The sequence below is a fragment of the Roseovarius aestuarii genome (assembly GCF_019966515.1).
GTDB classification, from domain to species: domain Bacteria; phylum Pseudomonadota; class Alphaproteobacteria; order Rhodobacterales; family Rhodobacteraceae; genus Roseovarius; species Roseovarius aestuarii.
The window spans coordinates 13,760-29,693 of record NZ_JAIMIB010000029.1 but is presented as its reverse complement, the minus strand read 5'-3'; the positions used below and the strand labels follow the sequence as shown (position 1 = coordinate 29,693).

The window sequence follows — 15,934 nt, the reverse complement described above, 5'->3', positions numbered from 1 at the left end:
GCGGCGCATAAACGACCGCTTCAGGGCGCTTGGAGGGTCGGAATCTTTGAACGCTCGAATGTCGGCAAAGGGCCGTCGTGTCTGCAGAGTCTTTTGCAGCGCATTGCAGGTCTGCGTCGCTATATGCCGCTCGGCTGTTGACTTGCATCAATAACACCGGGTTCCAAATCACGCATGCTTTCCAGCATAGAGAGAAGGATTCTGAAAATGCTGAACGTTTCGAAACCATCGGCCAACCGTGTAGATATCGAGCTTTCTGGTGCCCTCGATGCAGAAGCAATGCGGTCAGCTCTCGATCACCTTATTGAGAAATCCGAAGGCATCACCCACGGGAAGATGCTCTACAAAATCTCCGACTTCGAGATGCCGACGTTGGGTGCGATGGCCGTTGAGTTTTATCGGATGCCAAAGCTGTTCAGCTTAACCAGCAAGTTCGACAAATGCGCGGTGCTCTCGGATACTGCATGGATCCGAACCGCGGCAGAGATCGAGGGCGCCGTAATTCCGTCACTCGCAATAAAGAGCTTCGCACTTGCCGATACCAAGGCTGCCGAAGCTTGGCTCGATGGCCGTGTAGAGGAAAAAAGCAGCGAAGAGGAAGAGGAGAACTTCCCTGTCTAAAACGGAACTCCGCGCGTTGTGTGAGTTCACCCGTCACACGATTTCGCAGATTCAGCGAATGGCCGCGATGACAGGCCGCGCCTCAGCATTGGAGGTGGCGGCTGGATGTCGGGATTGGGCCGACTTTAAAGTGAAACCCGCCTAATGCAGGCAGACATCACTTAGAACGAAACCAGCTGGACGGCCCATTGAGCCGTCCAGACGAGACACTTGCGAAACTAATCATGCGGAAGCCGCCTGGATCCTGCTCCGGCTCATCAGTCGAGTGAAGATCATCACATGCGTCACCAGAAGCATGGGCACAAGGAAGGTCGGGATAAACCATGTTGGCCCGAAATAGTCGATCGCCTCGGCTTGACGAAGGGCGTTAACTAGATCGATCGATCCTACGATGTTGAAAACCCAGATTAGGGGCAGCGCAATCACTGAACGCCAGCGCAACGCTAACAGCGCACCGATCGCCAGAAGCGCCGCAAGGAGATCACCGTAGCTTGCGCTAGTGGCAAACGTTTCAGGCAGACCGCCGCTGTTCAGATTTGGCACCATGAAGCTCATGCCGATGTATCGAAATGCATGGGGCAAGAGAAGTACCGACAATGCGGCCTGCGCTGACAGTCTTGCCAACCAAGGTGCGACGTACCAGGTGGCGATCAGCGCGAAGACGAGAAGGCTCATCGCAAACTGAAGAAGAAAGATGGCAGTTGGGGTCATTGGGATTATCCTTTCCTGGATTTGGCGGGCTCGCCCTGAATTGCAATCTCATGCAACCCGCGCCGGTGTATCCTGCGACACGTAAGGTTGGTGGCCGCTCCTCCACGCCGCATCGTCCTGGCTGTAGGACGGAGACGACAGCCGCACATAATCGCGTTGCGCCTGAGCGCGGTCGAGATCGAAGTGCCGGGTTGCGAGTATCTTCAGAAATCCGACCGTCGCCCCCATGCTTTTGACGAAGCTGCCCTTCAGATTTGGATCCGCTTCCACCCGTCGACGCACAATATTTTCGAAAACTTCCGGTTCACGCCCACCGACACGGAGCACATCCTCGGTCGGGGCGTTCACGGCGAATGTTCCCCGCCGATACTCCTCCGCGTAGATCGCGAGCTGGGTTACTGCAGCTTCCGAGTAGTTCGCAGGGGGGATGGCCTTCAGCGCCTTGACCATCATGCGTTCGGAGATGTTCATGTAACGCACGGTTCTCCCAAGGGCGCGGCCCATCGCCTCTGCAATTTCGTTGGGCGAGATCAGGTAAGGACCGGTAGGGCGGTAGGTTTTCCCGGCATGCAGGGCCGGGTCAATCAGCGCGGCAACGACAACGCTCGCGATGTCTTCGTTCGACGGCGCGGCGTTCTTTTTCACATCACCCTGGCCCAACGGCATCGTGAAAAGGCCCAGATGGGCTGCCATGTCCAGAACCATGAGATAGTTCTCGGCGAACCAGCCCACATTCACCGTGGTCACAGACATCTCAGAGCGCATTCCGATCAGGATGTCGCTCAGATAGACCTCCCGGGTGAACAGCGACGGGTGATCGACGCTTGAAAGCCACTGGCTGAGCGTTACGACGTGCTCCAGCTGGGCCTCATAAGCGGCGGCGGTAAAAACGGCATTGAAATGCAGCCCATTGGGGGCGGTCGGCGCGCATTGATAGGCGCGCTGCACACCCTGCATGGCCTTGCGCATATCGGTCAGCGAGTATTGATCGCCCATGAAAATCTCGGCGCCCGCGCGTTCCAGCGCGTCAGTGCGGCGATCCTTCCGCCGCACAAAGGCACGGACCGGAATCCTCTTGGCTCTGAGTTGAAGGGCGGTTTGCAGCCCTGTCTTCCCGCTTGCGCTGGTGACCAGGATCTTGGGTTTGAGTGGCACTGTTAACCTCCATTAGATGATGCTTGTAATCTATAAATAAGATGATAGTTATAATCTTAACTGTCAACCCTTTTGGAAATTTAGCCATGCCAAGAATGTCCGACGCAGAAAAACAACGCAGTCACAACAGGATACTGGATGCCGCGGCGCAGTTGTTCAGGCAAAACGGGATCGGGTCTACCAGCGTCGCCGATGTGATGAAAACCGCCGGTATGACCCATGGCGGGTTCTACCGGCATTTCGATTCGAAGGAGGATCTGGTTGCGGCCGCGTTTCGTCACGCGGTCGACGACGTTGTCTCAGACCTGGAAAAGGAGACATCACCGAGAGGGCGCGATCGGGAACGTGAAAACTATATCAAGAAGTACCTTTCCCAGGCACATGCCAAGGACGGAGGTCAGGGTTGCCCGCTTGCGGCGATGGGGACCGAGCTCGCCCGAACTGGAGGAGCGCCTCAACAGGCCGGTGCGGCGGCGTCCGCCCGTATGGCGGCTCTCCTGCAAAAAGGATCAGAAACCGGCATGGAACAAGGATTGGCGTCGATGGCCTTACTGTTAGGCGCCGTTACCCTTGCCCGTTTGGCGGAAACTGTCGAGGATTCAGATCTTGCTCTGGCAGCCGGGCGCACCGGTCTCGAATTGCTGCAGGATCATTGGCCGATGGACAAACTCTAGGATGCAGCGAAGGCAATGGGCCGCGAATGCAACGGTTCACCAGAAAGACCTTTCTGCAGCGCTCAATTTATCGGTAGGAGCCCGAAAAAGACGCCGAAAATCTTTCGCCAAAAATGCTATTGTTTACCTATCGACTCGACGTGTTAGTCTTGTTTCGAGTGATTATGAAAACGAGGAACTCACAAGGTGTTTTGGCTCGAAGCATTGAGCTACATTGTAACGATATTGGGTTTTCCAGCCGCAGTATTTGTGATCTGGCGGGAAGAACGGCTGCGCCGAAAAAATGAAATGAGCGAGCTTCACCGAAACCTTTCTGAGGAATACGACAATTTCCTAAGACTGGTTATGGACAATTCCGACCTCCTGCTCTTGAGCCGCTCAAGTTTGCCAGAACCTGTTTCGGATGAGCAGCGTGAACGGACGGAAGTAATTTTCCGGATGTTGGTCTCTTTGTTTGAGAAAGCGTTTATCATTCTGCATACAGACGATATGGAAGGTGATGCCAGACGGCGCTGGTCGTCTTGGGACGATGACATGAACGAATGGTGTCGTCGGGCGGACTTCCGGCAATCTTTACCCGACTTGCTTGAGGGTGAAGATGAAGAGTTCACTCGATACCTGCTGAATTTGTCCGAAACGAATGCCAAATGATTTTTTGGTTTGAGTTTTGACTTTGTTATATTGCAGTTTTGTCCGCTTTGAGCCCATTCTGCATTATGGTGCGAGACGAACGAATGGCAGGAGGCGATGTGAACTCACCGCATTAATCGCATCGACCCCAAGGCTCCCTCACTTAAAACGAGAGTGTGCGGGTTTGGGGGAGCTTTACATCAAAAAGAGGGAAGTTCCGGTGAGGCCGGGTCTGCAACTAAACCGACAATCTGCGCGAACCGTCTGACCTCGCACTGGTGAAAGTCTTTCGTGCAATTGTGCCGGTGAGAAAACTCCGATTGACCGATTGGATGATGGAAGAAATCTCTGAATGAGTATTGAAAAAAGTAGGTTAGGGATCGAGAACTTTGACGCCAATCTGTTCCCTTCAGTCGAATGCGAGCGCTCCTGCAAGAAATTTCCTTACGACCAAAGTCTATATTCGCAAAAATGGAAAGTACGCGATGGTTCTTGTAGTGTTAACTCCAGCGACTCGAGTAGGGCGAGACCTGTAGATTTCCCAGTGTGCTGGTTCTTTTTGCTGTTGATTTTTCCACGCATGGGTGCGGTGCTGACAAGGCGTTCGGTGAAATCAGATATACGACTTGCGTTAATTGCGACGGCAAGCCGGATAAGGTGCCGCCAGGTATCCAAAGATTTCTGGCAACGACGTTTCATTTACGACGGAAAAGTCAAAAGCCTGAAGAGACGGCATTTAACAAGATCCGAATTCACCTCTGATGATTTGATGGCGAAGCCATTGACTGATGAGGAAATTGGTAACTTGACTGCGGATTTGACGAAAGAAAAAGACAAAGTTCGATAACGAAATAGGGAGGAAAAAATGAAGAAAACAAAGAGTGGAGTCTTTGCAGTAATCATGGCCGGTGCCTTGAGTCTTGGACTGCCGTTTGCCGCTCAGGCTGATGGTCACCAAGGCATGGATGTACCCAAGATAACTTCGTCCGTTGTTCTAGGAGGACTCGAGAGTCCCTGGGATATGGCGTTCTTGCCAGACGGGACAATGTTTTTCACCGAAAAATGCAAAGGTCTCTCGGTAAGAACGGCCGATGGAACCGTGCGTGCATTGTACGGAATGGAGGACACTACGGGCTACGCCGACAGCGGCAGCGACCTGTTCTGCGAGGGTCAAGCCGGTATGCTTGGCGTGGTCGCAGATCGACACTTCGCAGAGAACCGGATCCTTTTCGTTTATTCGACATCGAACAAATATCATGGCGATGGCTGCAAAACCAATTTTGAAAAATGCGACGGCAACATTGTCATGCGGTTTAAGGTCAGTGACGACCTCATGAGCGTCTCTGACCGGACCGATATCGTGACGGACATTCAGTATAAGCCATTCGATTCAAATCAGCCTTTTGGGGGCCCTGGCGCACATAACGGCGGTCGCATCCGCATTGGGCCGGGAGGCTACCTATGGGTCGCTGGAGGTGACCGCCACCGTGGAATCTGTCCTCAGGATGGAGAGCTGTTGTGCGGTAAAGTTCTGCGGATCGATATGAACGGGGAGGCGCACCCGGACAACAATCCGCCCGAGGGCTTTGACAATCGCATCTACACCTACGGACATAGAAATGTCCAAGGCATCGATTTTCGCCCAAGCGACGGCAAAGCTTTTACGGCTGAACATGGCCCGTGGCACAACGATGAGATCACCGCGCTTGTAAACGGTGGCAATGCCGGCTGGGACCCCGCGGAAAAAACAGCGGGTCGAGGCGAATGCCCGGATCAGTACTGTGGATACGAACCAAATCAGATGGACGGCATGGACCCGGCGGTGCGTGCAGCCTACACCCCAATGAGCGACACTCGCTTTGACGATTTGATGCCCGCAACCTGGAACAATAATGGTTTCTCGCAAGGCACCGGATCCGCCGCTTTCCTGAAAGGCAGCAATTGGGGCATCTACGAGGGACGTATGGCAGTCGGCATCATGGGTATCGCTTTTGGTGACACGCCAGAGGGTTCCCGGATCGATATGATCAGCATCACCCCCGATGGTTTGGGCATCAATGGAATCACGCGAATGCCTCTTGGGTTCTCGAAGCGATTCCGTGGCTTGGTCATGGGGCCGGATAACGCGCTTTACGTTGCTACGGATGCCGGTGAGATTTACCAGGTCACAGCGGAAAGCATGAAGTAAATCTCAAAGCCTGAGGAAAGTCTCTCGAACGAAGTGCCCGTATTACCTCGGTAGCGCGGGCATTTTTTCTTCGGACATTTAAAGATCTTGGTGCAAAGTTCTAAGCGCTCGAACTCTCTATCAATCGCAAACAATCTCGATCAGGCGTTCTGTCGTCGAACCAACCGCGATCTGCTTCTTTGGCTTTTCGGACATATCCGTCTTCATGGCAGCTTTTTCCCAATATTTGTCTGTGAAAAAAGTGCTCTGCAATGTTTGCTCTGTCCGCTCGGTACAGTCGATTTCCAACAGGCTTAAGAAACTGGACGCACCCATGACGGAGGTTTTGTACCGGACGCCATTCCAAACGTGACGTACTGTATCGATCCTTTCCACGCGTGACGGATCATAAAAATGGACGTCACCATTCGCTTCCTGGGCGTACATGACCCATTCGCCTTCTCCGGCACTGGTGGTTGCAGCGGCGCTCGTTGTAACGATCGATGCCGCAGAAAAAATAAATAATGCCGCTGACCTGTTTCTGTTCATAAGGAACAGTCTTCGACAATTTTTTCGGTCTGGCCAGCAAAAATTCTTGGCTTGCCAGCGACACTAATCTACATCTGTCCGACACATCGGTTACCACTGATGTCGAAGTGTTCAGCTTGAAGATGCGGGAACCGTTATCTTTCAATGCCTAAATAGCAGGCCGAGTATATTTTTCGTAAATGGAGCAATTCGCTCAAGATGAACAAGTTTTTTTTGAGGACGATTTTCAATCGATGGCCGAAGTCAAAAGGCTCGCAATGATCAGGAAAGTGGACCTTCATTTCGCAAGGCCGAATGGCAGGTCGGTCCGCCTTGTGTGAATTTATCCACGCTATCGCGAATGGCGGCAATGCCACGACGAACACAAGATCATTTCAGCCACTCTGCCTGATGATTCAGAAACAATGTCCCGCTGTCACTCATCTCGATGCGATGGGCTTGCTCAGGTTCAATCCCCTGCCCCGCCTCAACGGGATACCTGTCAAGAACACGGTCGTAGTCCCGCGCGGCCACTGTCGCCTCCTGCCGTATCCGCGCTGTAGCCTGGTTGTAGCAGTTCAGGTAGTTTTCGACGTCCGAGAAGTAGCTCCGATAGGCCGATCGAATTTCACCCGCCCCGTACCCCGCATCCGCCAGGTAGCCTGCATCCGGGCGAACGGGTTCGATACAGGCCTCCTGCGCCGCTGAATTCGAGGCGGCGAGCATAACAATCACCAAAATCAGACGGCACATTCTTCATCTCCATTTATCGGTTGTCGTAATGCGATCTGCGCCAGCGCAATTTACCGCTCTCTGCCTGGCCCGTCGTCCCGGTCTGGGGCCCCTTTCGCCGCACCCTGTTCTCGTTTCGAGGCACGATCGCCGAGCCGCGCCGGTCCTGGCTTGTTGCGCGTCGCGGATTGTTCAACGGCGAGCTCGCGCGCCAGGGTCGTCCGTTCGGTCGTAACGTCGGTCAGACCCGCGGCGAACTGCTCAGTGGCGCGCGCCAGCGCGCGATCATCAGGATTGGGTGATTGTGCTAGGATCGCGGCAGCCGCTGAATAAGTAGTCATCACGCGATTTCGGCGCGCGACAATTGCAGTATCCCACGGGCGATCCGGAAGCAGACCGCCGTGATCCGCTACGTCCCTTTGCACTTCGCGTTGTTTTGCCTTGTCGACGGCGACCGCCTCGCCACGCTGGCGGATTTTGTAGACCGGCGTCCGCTCTCCTCTACGCGTTACTCCCCGTGCGGAGCGCGGCGTGGATTCCGCCTCGATACCGCATTGGCGCAGTTTGGCTGCAAAGGTATCGCGCAGATGCTGCAGATCGGCCTTACGCAGGTTGAGCTTCACGCCGTCATTTCCAACGGTGCGCACGGTCAGATGCACATGCGGATGTTTCGTATCGGTATGCAGCGCCATGACATAGTCGTGACGCCCGCCAAACTCCTGCTGTGCCAGGGCGCGGACGGCGTCTTTCACGGCGCTGGCATTGGTGTTTCCCGGCATCGAAAACACGATGCTGGTGGTGATCCGGGTGCGGTCTGACGCCAGACCATTGGCCCGATCCTCGTCATGGTTCTGCATCCATTCGGCATAAAGCGCGGCCGTAGCGGCCTTGCCGGTCAGCACATCGCCAAGACTGGTCTCCAGCTCGAGCCTGCCATTGCGGCTGATGTAGTCGAAATGCGCGGCGACGCGCGTGCCTTCGGTCTGGCGATTGACCCGGATCGGGTTGCCATGCTTGTCCATCTTGGCCGGTTTGGACACTTTTACCATGACCTCCGGCGCCCCGCGCACGACACGGGACAGCCGCGCCTTATCCGCGGCGCTGATCGATGCGACCTGGGCCTCCGACCGCCCTGCCCCATTCGACGAAGAGAAGCCTGCGGATTTCTTGCGGGGACTAGCATCTTCCTGCTCGTCCCGGCCTGTCCTGCCCGTCGAAAAATTCCCCGATGCTGGCGATCGAACCGACCGACCGCTTCTGGGATTGGACCAGCAGTCCTCGAACCCGAGCGTGGTATTGAAATCACTCACTGCCTGCGCCCTCTCCGGTCTGGAACGTGAACCGCCCACTGGCATATTTCGCCAGCTCTGTTCTCAATGCCTGGACCTCCAGACGCATGGCCTGCATCTCGTCCTTCGTCGGCGCGTAGCTGTCGCCGGTGAACACGCCCCGGTTCATGACCGTTGCCATCTGGTTGAGATTGGTTGCCATGCCCCGCAACTGACGAAACGCCGCCTGGATGACCTTGCGCTCGCCCGTCACCGGCTGTGGTGCGGATCTGACGCGTGCCGTCAGAAGCCGGGACGCCCAGGTCGAGACTGGAACATGCTGGGACTTGGCCTCGCGCTCCAGCGCCTGCCGGACTTCCTGACCAAGCCGGACCGTCACCTTGCCTTCGCGTCGGGCTTTGGTTGGACGCGGACTCTTATCTTCCTCTAGGCCGACCACGGCTTCGATCATCAATCGCACGAAAGAAGAAGCTGAAAGGCCTTCCCGCTCGGCAGCCGCGTTCAAGCGGTCTGCAAGCTCAGGGGGAATGTAGGCTTTCACAAGTTTCTTCTTTTGTGTCATTCAATCAATGGTCCCATTTGCTGGCGCTTCGCCTATCCTGCATTAGTCTCTTCCTTCATCGGTTTTGTGCTCCGGGAGCACATTTCTTCGGTTCAATCATTTTGCCTGAGAGGCGCTCTTGTCTTCGGGACTTTCTTCTTCTGAGAGGTCAAAACAGGATCAGTTACCCACACCCCCTTCGCTCCGATATTTGATGTCTTCGCTCCGGGGGCGCAGGGGTTGGATGTTTTCTCCCAAGGTCGAAAACACCCAACCTGGATAACTGATCCTGTTTTGACGTCTGCTTTGCGGGCGTGGTTTCCGGAGCGGGAGCGCTGGCGGAGCACAACTTCACCTCACGCGTCGATGACGTCGACCAGCTCGATTTCGGACAGGGGAATTTCTTCCAGCCGCGCGCCATCGTCGAAGCTCACCAGAAGGGCCTTGTTTGTGCTGGGTTTGCGGTCGGTCAGAATTCTGCCGATAGCAACGCCATGTCTGCAAAGAATGGCGACCGGGCCGGGTTGGGAACGAGTCATTTCTGACTGTTGATCGGGGGCAGTCTCATCGGAAGGCGACGATAACATGGTCGGCCTGGCGACGATCTGTTCCGGCTGATCAGTGTTGTCGTTTGAATGCGCGTCCTGCCGCGCGTCGATCTCAGCTCGCAGGGCCGCGACCGTGACGCGCGTAATATCCTCTACCGGTGTACCAGCGAGAAACGCGCGCACGGCACCTTCGTCCTTCTTCCACAGCGAGCCGAGATCAGACAATGCGAGAACAGGCGCATTCGCGCGTGCCAGCGCCTGCAATTCATCAGGCATTTTCGCGATACCGGCGTATCTGGAAACCGCAGACTCGCTCCACCCCAGGGCCTTGGCGATCTCTTGGCGTTTCTTTCCGACCGCACGCATCTGCCCGACGGCCTGCGCAATCTCCATCGTCGTCAGATCGGCGCGCTGTACGTTTTCAGTGAGCTGAATGGCGCGCAGCTCAACCGTCGCCTCCCGCACGATCGCCGGAATGTGCGTCAGCCTGGCAAGTTGTGCTGCCCGCCAGCGGCGTTCCCCCATGATGATCAGATGCTTGCCATCGGCATTCTTCGGCCGCACTGTGATCGGTTGCAGCACGCCCTGGACCGCGATGCTTTCGCTCAGCGATCTGAGCTTGTCCTTGTCGAACACCCGTCGCGGCTGATCCGGGTCGGGTTCGATCTCCGAGATAACAATCTGTTGGGCGCCGCCCTCGGTCGCTTGTTCGCCTTTGGAAAACTTGTCCAGTTTGCCCGAGGCCGCCAATCTATCCAGCGTGTCTGTAAGGCTGCGCGCCATGGCATGTCTCTCCTGTGATTTTTGCATAGAACCAGTCAAAGAAAGCGCCGAACTCCGCAGCCGCCTCCCGGCCGCTGCGGGTCTTGATATCGGCTAGGGACACCCCCGCGTCCTGGGCCTGCACATAGGCCGTGCGGTTGCGGATCGCATGGGGCACGAGCAGGCGTTCAAACGCCTCTGCGACGGTGACGAGCGCGTCGCGCTCCACCTGCTTCACCGCGTCGAACCGTGAGGGCAGCAGCCCCAAAAGCTCCAGTCCAGGATTGTGCTCCTGGGCCGCGATGAAGGCTTCCAGCACGCCTTCGATGCCATCGAGCGAAAACCGCTTCAGCTCGATCGGCACCAGCAGATAATCCGAACCCAGCAAAGCGCCATAAACCACTTCGGAGAAGCTGGGCGGCGCGTCAATCACGCAGAAATCGGCACCGCGACTATGCATAAGCGCGTTGCGCACATTGACCAGAACGTCATCGCTATTCTGCGCCAGCAGGTCTTTGTGGCCGGAGAGAATACCGATCTCCCCGGCGCTCAAATCGGCCTCGATGGCAGTGCCATTGGTCACCAGATCAATGGCGCTACCCAGGTCCTTGCCGGTTTCAAACGATCCAGTGAAGTTCCGCTGGCTGTCGAGATCGACGCCGATCACTGAATGACCTTTGTCTGCCAGCGCATAGACAATCTGGCTGGCAATCGTGGTCTTGCCCACCCCGCCCTTGTTGTTGGCAATGATGATGTTCTTCATTGCCCACTTGTTCCGTAATGCGGGCACGATTCATACCTGTTCGACACTTGCTCGAATTCCCTGTTTGTTGAATGTTCTACTCAGAGGCGAAGGCTTCGCGAACCACGCTCTCAGGTTGTATTCTGAGTGCCGCATTCACCGCTGCGCTGCAACGGGAAATTGCTTCGATTCAATGCATTGACCGAAATTCGCCTAGGGGTTTGAGATGGCTGTCAGCAGCCTCAATCAGGTGCAGCGCGCGGTCAGGTTCTGGCCGCCCCAGCGGGAGCGCAAGTCCCTGCTGGTCGGGGCATTGTCCCGACCAGCAGGGACAACAAAGACCGGTCTCGGGCCGATCGCTGTTTGGAAAATCAACGGCAGTTCTTCGCTGACTTCGATATGGATGCTTTAGATGGTTTGCTGTCTAAAACGATCAGACGACGACAAAAGACGCAGCAGCATGCGCCGCTGGTGATCCTGCCCGCCGAAGAAGATGGCTAAAACCCGGACAAGCTCTTCGCTGTCATCCACGTCGAAATAGAAAATGGCGCGGCCCTTGGTGACGCTGCGCAGCCCGTCAGTGATAACCGGGTGAAGCGTGCCCTGATGCGGCACGTCGCCCAGGGCCTCCATCGCGTCTTCGATCTCGAGAATACGTGTTGAGGCGCGCTCAATGGCGGTGGCCTCGTCCTCGCCAAAGCCAAGCGCGGCCTCAAAGAGAAAATCAAAGATGGTTTCCAGATCGCGATCCGAATCCTCGGAGCGCTCGACCCTATAGGCCATGCTGGGATTTCTTGCGCGACAGCATGGCGCGCGTTCTTGCCCGGCTATCATTCATATCCACAAACGGCCCGTCCCGACGTTCATGGATGAGCGCGCGCAATGCCTCCGTTTCGAGCTCTTTCGCTTCGGTCTGTTCGCGCAGCAACTCGAGCCCCTGCTGAAGCACCGCACTCAGGCTGGGATACCGGCCCTGCCCCACGAGATCGCGCGCAAAGGCGTCCTGCGTTTCCGTCAGGGAAATGGATGCTTTGACGCTCATGGCGGACCTCCGTCTTCTTTGGGTAGAATATATGCTACTCAGTAGTATATTGCAAGCTCACTGCCTGTTTCGGCAATAGTTCCGCAGTCAAATCACCTGCACAACATGAGACTTTACTCCCGCGATTTCGCCAAAACCCCATCCTCGCGGATCGCGGCGATCGTGGTCGGCGTCCGGCGTGACAGTTCGACCCCGTCGCCGGACATCATCGCCTCGACGAATTCGGTCTTCTTCAGAATGGCCCCGTCGGATTCGACATAGGTCATATCCCCGTCGCGCTCATGGGCAACGGAGCCATCGGATTTGATCCGCACCCAGGCCCCATTCACCTGAACCGATATCAAACCGTCCTCGACCACGATCCCTTCCCAGCTGATGCCCGGGTCGCGGCGCAACACGATCTTGTCGGGCCGGAACTTGATCTGCACGTCGCGGGGCTCGGTCTTGTCTGCTGCCTTCACGACGAGGAAGGCTTCCTGTTCCTCGGGGTTGGCATGAATGGTGGCATTGCCATTCTTGGGCGGCCAGACCTTGGCCTCGGATCGCATGTTGCCCTGCCGGTCCCGGTGAAACCCGATATAGAGTTGCGCCGATTTCCAGACCCGCAAGGCTGCTTGTTTCATCTCACCCATCGTATCGCCTTTCAAACCAAATTCGTTTTCCGGAAACTGTTGTCGCCATCAAACAAGTCATACGACCATGCACAAGCGGGTTTCGTAACTGGGCGGCTCCCCGAAGGGAGCCGCGCTGTTTTTTGCTCAGAAACACTCAGGCACCCAAGCATCGATCCGGGCTTTTTGCTCGGCGGTCACACCAAGCGCATTCTGATGATCCGGGTCATTGAAGAGCTTGTGCAGCGCCGCGTTCTTCTCGCCCTTCTTCGATTTAGCAAAACCCTTGTAGGCGGCGCTGTCGTCGGCCAGATCCAGCATGGACAGATAGAGCACGTCAAGCTGCGGGCCTTTAAGGCGCTTGAAACAGTTCTCGGCAGACGGCGTCCAGATCGCCCTGATATCCGCACCAATCTCGGCCTCAATCTCCGCCATGAACTCCGGGCCCTGCATCTTGAAGGCGCGCGCAAGGAAGGCGGTGATTTCCCCGTTGCGCAGCTTCTTGCCCGCATCGCGGAAGGCGGCGAAGGCATCCACCTTGCCCTGCCCCGCTATGTCCCGGAACGCCTCAAACTCGTTCTCCGCATCCTCGTCACGCTCTCCGCCAAGCCGCGGATCAAGCGCAAACTGATCGTCAATCTCCGGCGCGTTGCGCTCGGTGGCGTTGTAACCGAACCCGAAGAGGTCGTTGCCATAGCCTGACGCAGGCGAGACGGCAAAGGCAAAGAGACTTAGCAGATAATCGGGTTTTTCCAGAAGGGCTGTCTGCACCGCCGCCAGACGGATCGCGGTCATGTCCTCGACGAATTTCTGCGAATACGCGGGCTTTTCCTTTGGCGCCTTGCCCGCATCACTATGCTTGCTGTCCTCGATGATGCCCTGTGCGATGGCCTCGGCCTGATCATCCTGCCGGACCAGCCCGCGCATGACCTCGACCGATCCGCTATGCGAGACATGCACCAGAATGCCTGACAGGGATTTTTGCGCATCGCTATAGTAGCCCTCGATAATCTCCTGCAGCGCATCAAGTTCGTTCTGTCCTTCCTCGTCCAGCACGTCCACTGCCCCTCTCAGTGAATGCTCCGCATTCACTGAGAGGGGGCCATTGGCGAGGTCGGCCAGCTCGTCATAGCGCTCGGTTTGCTCTTCGCTCAGAATGCCCTCGATCCGGTAGGTGCGCGCAAATCCGTGGTCGCGCTGCAACTCGTACCAGAACGGGTTGCTGTCCTCCGTGGTCATGACCCATGCCCAGCCCTCGGCCTCCTGCAGCCGGGTTGCTTCATCGTCCAGCTTCTCGGCAAAGAGACGGTCCAGAATATCGGGGTTGTTGAACAGAACCTCATCCTCGAAGAGGTTCTGCGTGACGCTGCCGCCAGCGGCTTCGTAAGATCCCTGCCCGACAAATCTGGCTTTTCGGTTGTCGCTGTCGAACGCATCAGGTTTGAGGGCGGATTTGATCTGGTATTCATTGAACCAGCCGCGCTTGGCTCGCTCCAGCACCTCGAGGATTTTCTTCTCATCCTCGCTGACGGTCATGGCCTTGGCCTGACCCATGCTGATCTCGCCCGCTTTTAGCGCATCGAGAACAGGATCAGGCAGACCTGCAAGCGCAAGGCGGCGGCGCACATGCGCCTCGGTCACACCAAAGGCCTGACTGATCTTGGCCGTGGAAAGTGCTTTTTCCGCCATCCGGTGATAGGCGCGCACTTCGTCCACCGGGTCCAGTTCCTCCCGCGAGGTGTTTTCCGCGTTGGCCCATTCTTCGGCCACAAAGGCAGACGGTGCCATGCGCACCGGCACCTGCGCCAGATCGGGGCGCTCGGCCACCGCGATGTTCAAAGCCCGCAGGCGGCGGCCCCCGGCTACGACACCAACCTTGCCCGCCTCATCGCGCAACCCGGCAATGTTCTGGATCAGCCCGCAGGCCACAAGGCTGTCCGCCAGAAGATCAATGCCTTCGTCGGCCACCTCCTGACGCGGGTTCAGGTCGGAAAGGTAAAGGTCCGTGAGAGGCACGTATTCAATCACGTCGGTGGCGGCGGCGGTGTCGATATTGGCTTGGTTGGTCATAGGGTCATTCCTTGATTTTAGGTACTGTGTTTGGTTAAGGTTGCCCTACCCCTGACGGGGTAGAGCGAAGGGTTCAGGTCCCGGCGTTTGATTTCAGGAAGGCGTGGCCGATCTTCGCGGAGAGACCGCCCTTCCTGATTAACGCGACAGCTTGCGCGCGCAGGACTTGCAGACGTTCCTTGCTCATGTTCTCACCTCCTTTCCGGTCTGCTATTGAGATCAGTATTCGCTGGGGCACATGATGGTCAGAACCCGCCGCGTGACGCACGGATCAAACGGGCGCTCGGAGCCGTAGGTGAAATCCGTGTCGTAGAGGTCCACCTTCCAAAAGAGTTTCTGGCGACTGACCGTCACGGTCCCGAATGTGTGATCGCCGTAAGGGTCGTTGTCCTCGGTGAAGCGCGTATCCGTAGCCACAGCCGCCAGTGCCGCCGCCTGAAACTCTGCCCCCTCACCCGACACGCCGGGGGTGACGAGCACCTGCCCCTGAATGCCTTTGGACTGCATCTCAATGGCTGCGACCGGGTCGATCAGTGCCTTCCGGAACAGGTCATTCTGCGCCGCGATCTCTGCCGCCTGCAGGGTGGTGTCATTCTCGACGTCTTTTACTGTTTCAGTTTCCAAAACCGTCTCTCCTTTTCGTGGTGTGACCTCTGGGGTTGATCCCCAATCGGTGCTGGTTTTGAGCCGAGCCCTGAAAGGGCGTCGTCTCTAAAACCTGCCACGTGGCGAACGCGGTGAGGGGCGAGACAGGACAAATAGACAAGAGTGGTGCGGCCCGCAGCGCGGCAGCGCGAGGACACGGTCTTGTCTATTTGTCTTGTCCGAGGGGGGAGGCCGCGCCTTCCCCCTGACGGGAAGGCGGCGTTTGGCTTGCCCAAATCCCGCCTGACCCATCAAGGAATGGCAAAGGATCTTCGATCCTGCGCGCAAAAGGGACCGTCACCCGAAGGGCAGATCACCGCGACCTGAAGCGACCATGGCACAAAGCCCCTGCTCCGGCTCGGTAGAGACGGTGCTGGGGCTATTGAGGCAGGGAGATCAGGGTGCGGGGTTCTGGGTGAAAGCCGGCCTGCTGGCTGGAACCTAGGGCCCGGTCACGAGCGGATAA

Annotated in this window: 18 protein-coding genes; 5 read left to right on the top strand and 13 right to left on the bottom strand. The window is 56.8% G+C overall.

Annotated elements, in window-relative coordinates; genetic code table 11:
* Positions 1-207 precede the first annotated feature (207 nt).
* Positions 208-621, top strand: coding sequence for a SpoIIAA family protein (locus tag LC334_RS21510; protein ID WP_085802312.1), 414 nt, complete (start codon positions 208-210; stop codon positions 619-621).
* 222 nt (positions 622-843) lie between these two features.
* Here LC334_RS21510 and LC334_RS21505 read toward each other — a convergent pair whose 3' ends face one another.
* Together LC334_RS21505 and LC334_RS21500 are read right to left on the bottom strand one after the other, a co-directional pair.
* Positions 844-1,332, bottom strand: coding sequence for a hypothetical protein (locus LC334_RS21505; RefSeq protein ID WP_085802298.1), 489 nt, complete (start codon positions 1,330-1,332; stop codon positions 844-846).
* A 48-nt stretch (positions 1,333-1,380) separates the two neighbouring features.
* Positions 1,381-2,487 carry an NmrA family NAD(P)-binding protein gene (locus LC334_RS21500; RefSeq protein WP_085802297.1) on the bottom strand — a complete coding sequence of 369 codons (1,107 nt, stop codon included), beginning with the start codon at positions 2,485-2,487 and terminating at the stop codon, positions 1,381-1,383.
* 95 nt (positions 2,488-2,582) lie between these two features.
* Between LC334_RS21500 and LC334_RS21495 the strand changes: the two genes are divergently transcribed.
* The 4 genes from LC334_RS21495 to LC334_RS21480 all read left to right on the top strand — a co-directional run bounded on the left by LC334_RS21495 (position 2,583) and on the right by LC334_RS21480 (position 5,979).
* Positions 2,583-3,161 carry a TetR/AcrR family transcriptional regulator gene (locus LC334_RS21495; RefSeq protein WP_223413117.1) on the top strand — a complete coding sequence of 193 codons (579 nt, stop codon included), beginning with the start codon at positions 2,583-2,585 and terminating at the stop codon, positions 3,159-3,161.
* Between the two features lie 186 nt (positions 3,162-3,347).
* Positions 3,348-3,812 carry a hypothetical protein gene (locus LC334_RS21490; RefSeq protein WP_085802295.1) on the top strand — a complete coding sequence of 155 codons (465 nt, stop codon included), beginning with the start codon at positions 3,348-3,350 and terminating at the stop codon, positions 3,810-3,812.
* 331 nt (positions 3,813-4,143) lie between these two features.
* Positions 4,144-4,638, top strand: coding sequence for a hypothetical protein (locus LC334_RS21485; RefSeq protein WP_139836530.1), 495 nt, complete (start codon positions 4,144-4,146; stop codon positions 4,636-4,638).
* Between the two features lie 18 nt (positions 4,639-4,656).
* Complete coding sequence (locus tag LC334_RS21480; RefSeq protein WP_085802293.1) at positions 4,657-5,979, top strand: PQQ-dependent sugar dehydrogenase; 1,323 nt, start codon at positions 4,657-4,659, stop codon at positions 5,977-5,979.
* A gap of 120 nt (positions 5,980-6,099) precedes the next feature.
* Here LC334_RS21480 and LC334_RS21475 read toward each other — a convergent pair whose 3' ends face one another.
* The 11 genes from LC334_RS21475 to LC334_RS21425 form a co-directional block, all read right to left on the bottom strand.
* Complete coding sequence (locus tag LC334_RS21475; protein ID WP_085802292.1) at positions 6,100-6,507, bottom strand: surface-adhesin E family protein; 408 nt, start codon at positions 6,505-6,507, stop codon at positions 6,100-6,102.
* A gap of 369 nt (positions 6,508-6,876) precedes the next feature.
* Positions 6,877-7,239, bottom strand: coding sequence for a hypothetical protein (locus LC334_RS21470; protein ID WP_085802291.1), 363 nt, complete (start codon positions 7,237-7,239; stop codon positions 6,877-6,879).
* Positions 7,240-7,289: 50 nt separating this feature from the next.
* The gene (locus tag LC334_RS21465) at positions 7,290-8,528 is read right to left on the bottom strand and encodes a relaxase/mobilization nuclease domain-containing protein (RefSeq protein WP_085802290.1); all 1,239 of its coding nucleotides are present in this window, start codon (positions 8,526-8,528) and stop codon (positions 7,290-7,292) included.
* The gene (mobC, locus tag LC334_RS21460) at positions 8,521-9,069 is read right to left on the bottom strand and encodes a plasmid mobilization relaxosome protein MobC (RefSeq protein WP_085802289.1); all 549 of its coding nucleotides are present in this window, start codon (positions 9,067-9,069) and stop codon (positions 8,521-8,523) included. The genes LC334_RS21465 and mobC overlap by 8 nt, the downstream gene beginning before the upstream one ends.
* Positions 9,070-9,404: 335 nt before the next feature.
* The gene (locus LC334_RS21455) at positions 9,405-10,346 is read right to left on the bottom strand and encodes a ParB/RepB/Spo0J family partition protein (protein ID WP_223413116.1); all 942 of its coding nucleotides are present in this window, start codon (positions 10,344-10,346) and stop codon (positions 9,405-9,407) included.
* Position 10,347: 1 nt separating this feature from the next.
* Positions 10,348-11,121, bottom strand: coding sequence for a ParA family protein (locus LC334_RS21450; protein WP_085802287.1), 774 nt, complete (start codon positions 11,119-11,121; stop codon positions 10,348-10,350).
* Positions 11,122-11,508: 387 nt separating this feature from the next.
* Positions 11,509-11,883 (bottom strand): type II toxin-antitoxin system RelE/ParE family toxin, encoded by a 375-nt coding sequence (locus tag LC334_RS21445; RefSeq protein ID WP_085802285.1) that lies wholly within the window; start codon positions 11,881-11,883, stop codon positions 11,509-11,511.
* On the bottom strand, positions 11,873-12,142 hold the full coding sequence (locus LC334_RS21440) for a ribbon-helix-helix domain-containing protein (protein ID WP_085802284.1): 270 nt from the start codon (positions 12,140-12,142) through the stop codon (positions 11,873-11,875). The genes LC334_RS21445 and LC334_RS21440 overlap by 11 nt, the downstream gene beginning before the upstream one ends.
* 113 nt (positions 12,143-12,255) lie before the next feature.
* A complete protein-coding gene (locus tag LC334_RS21435) occupies positions 12,256-12,765 on the bottom strand; it encodes a hypothetical protein (RefSeq protein ID WP_139836529.1) in 510 nt (169 codons plus the stop codon).
* A 135-nt stretch (positions 12,766-12,900) separates the two neighbouring features.
* The gene (locus LC334_RS21430; protein WP_085802282.1) at positions 12,901-14,823 is read right to left on the bottom strand and encodes a ParB/RepB/Spo0J family partition protein; all 1,923 of its coding nucleotides are present in this window, start codon (positions 14,821-14,823) and stop codon (positions 12,901-12,903) included.
* A 219-nt stretch (positions 14,824-15,042) separates the two neighbouring features.
* Complete coding sequence (locus LC334_RS21425; protein ID WP_085802281.1) at positions 15,043-15,447, bottom strand: DUF3768 domain-containing protein; 405 nt, start codon at positions 15,445-15,447, stop codon at positions 15,043-15,045.
* Positions 15,448-15,934: the final 487 nt, after the last annotated feature.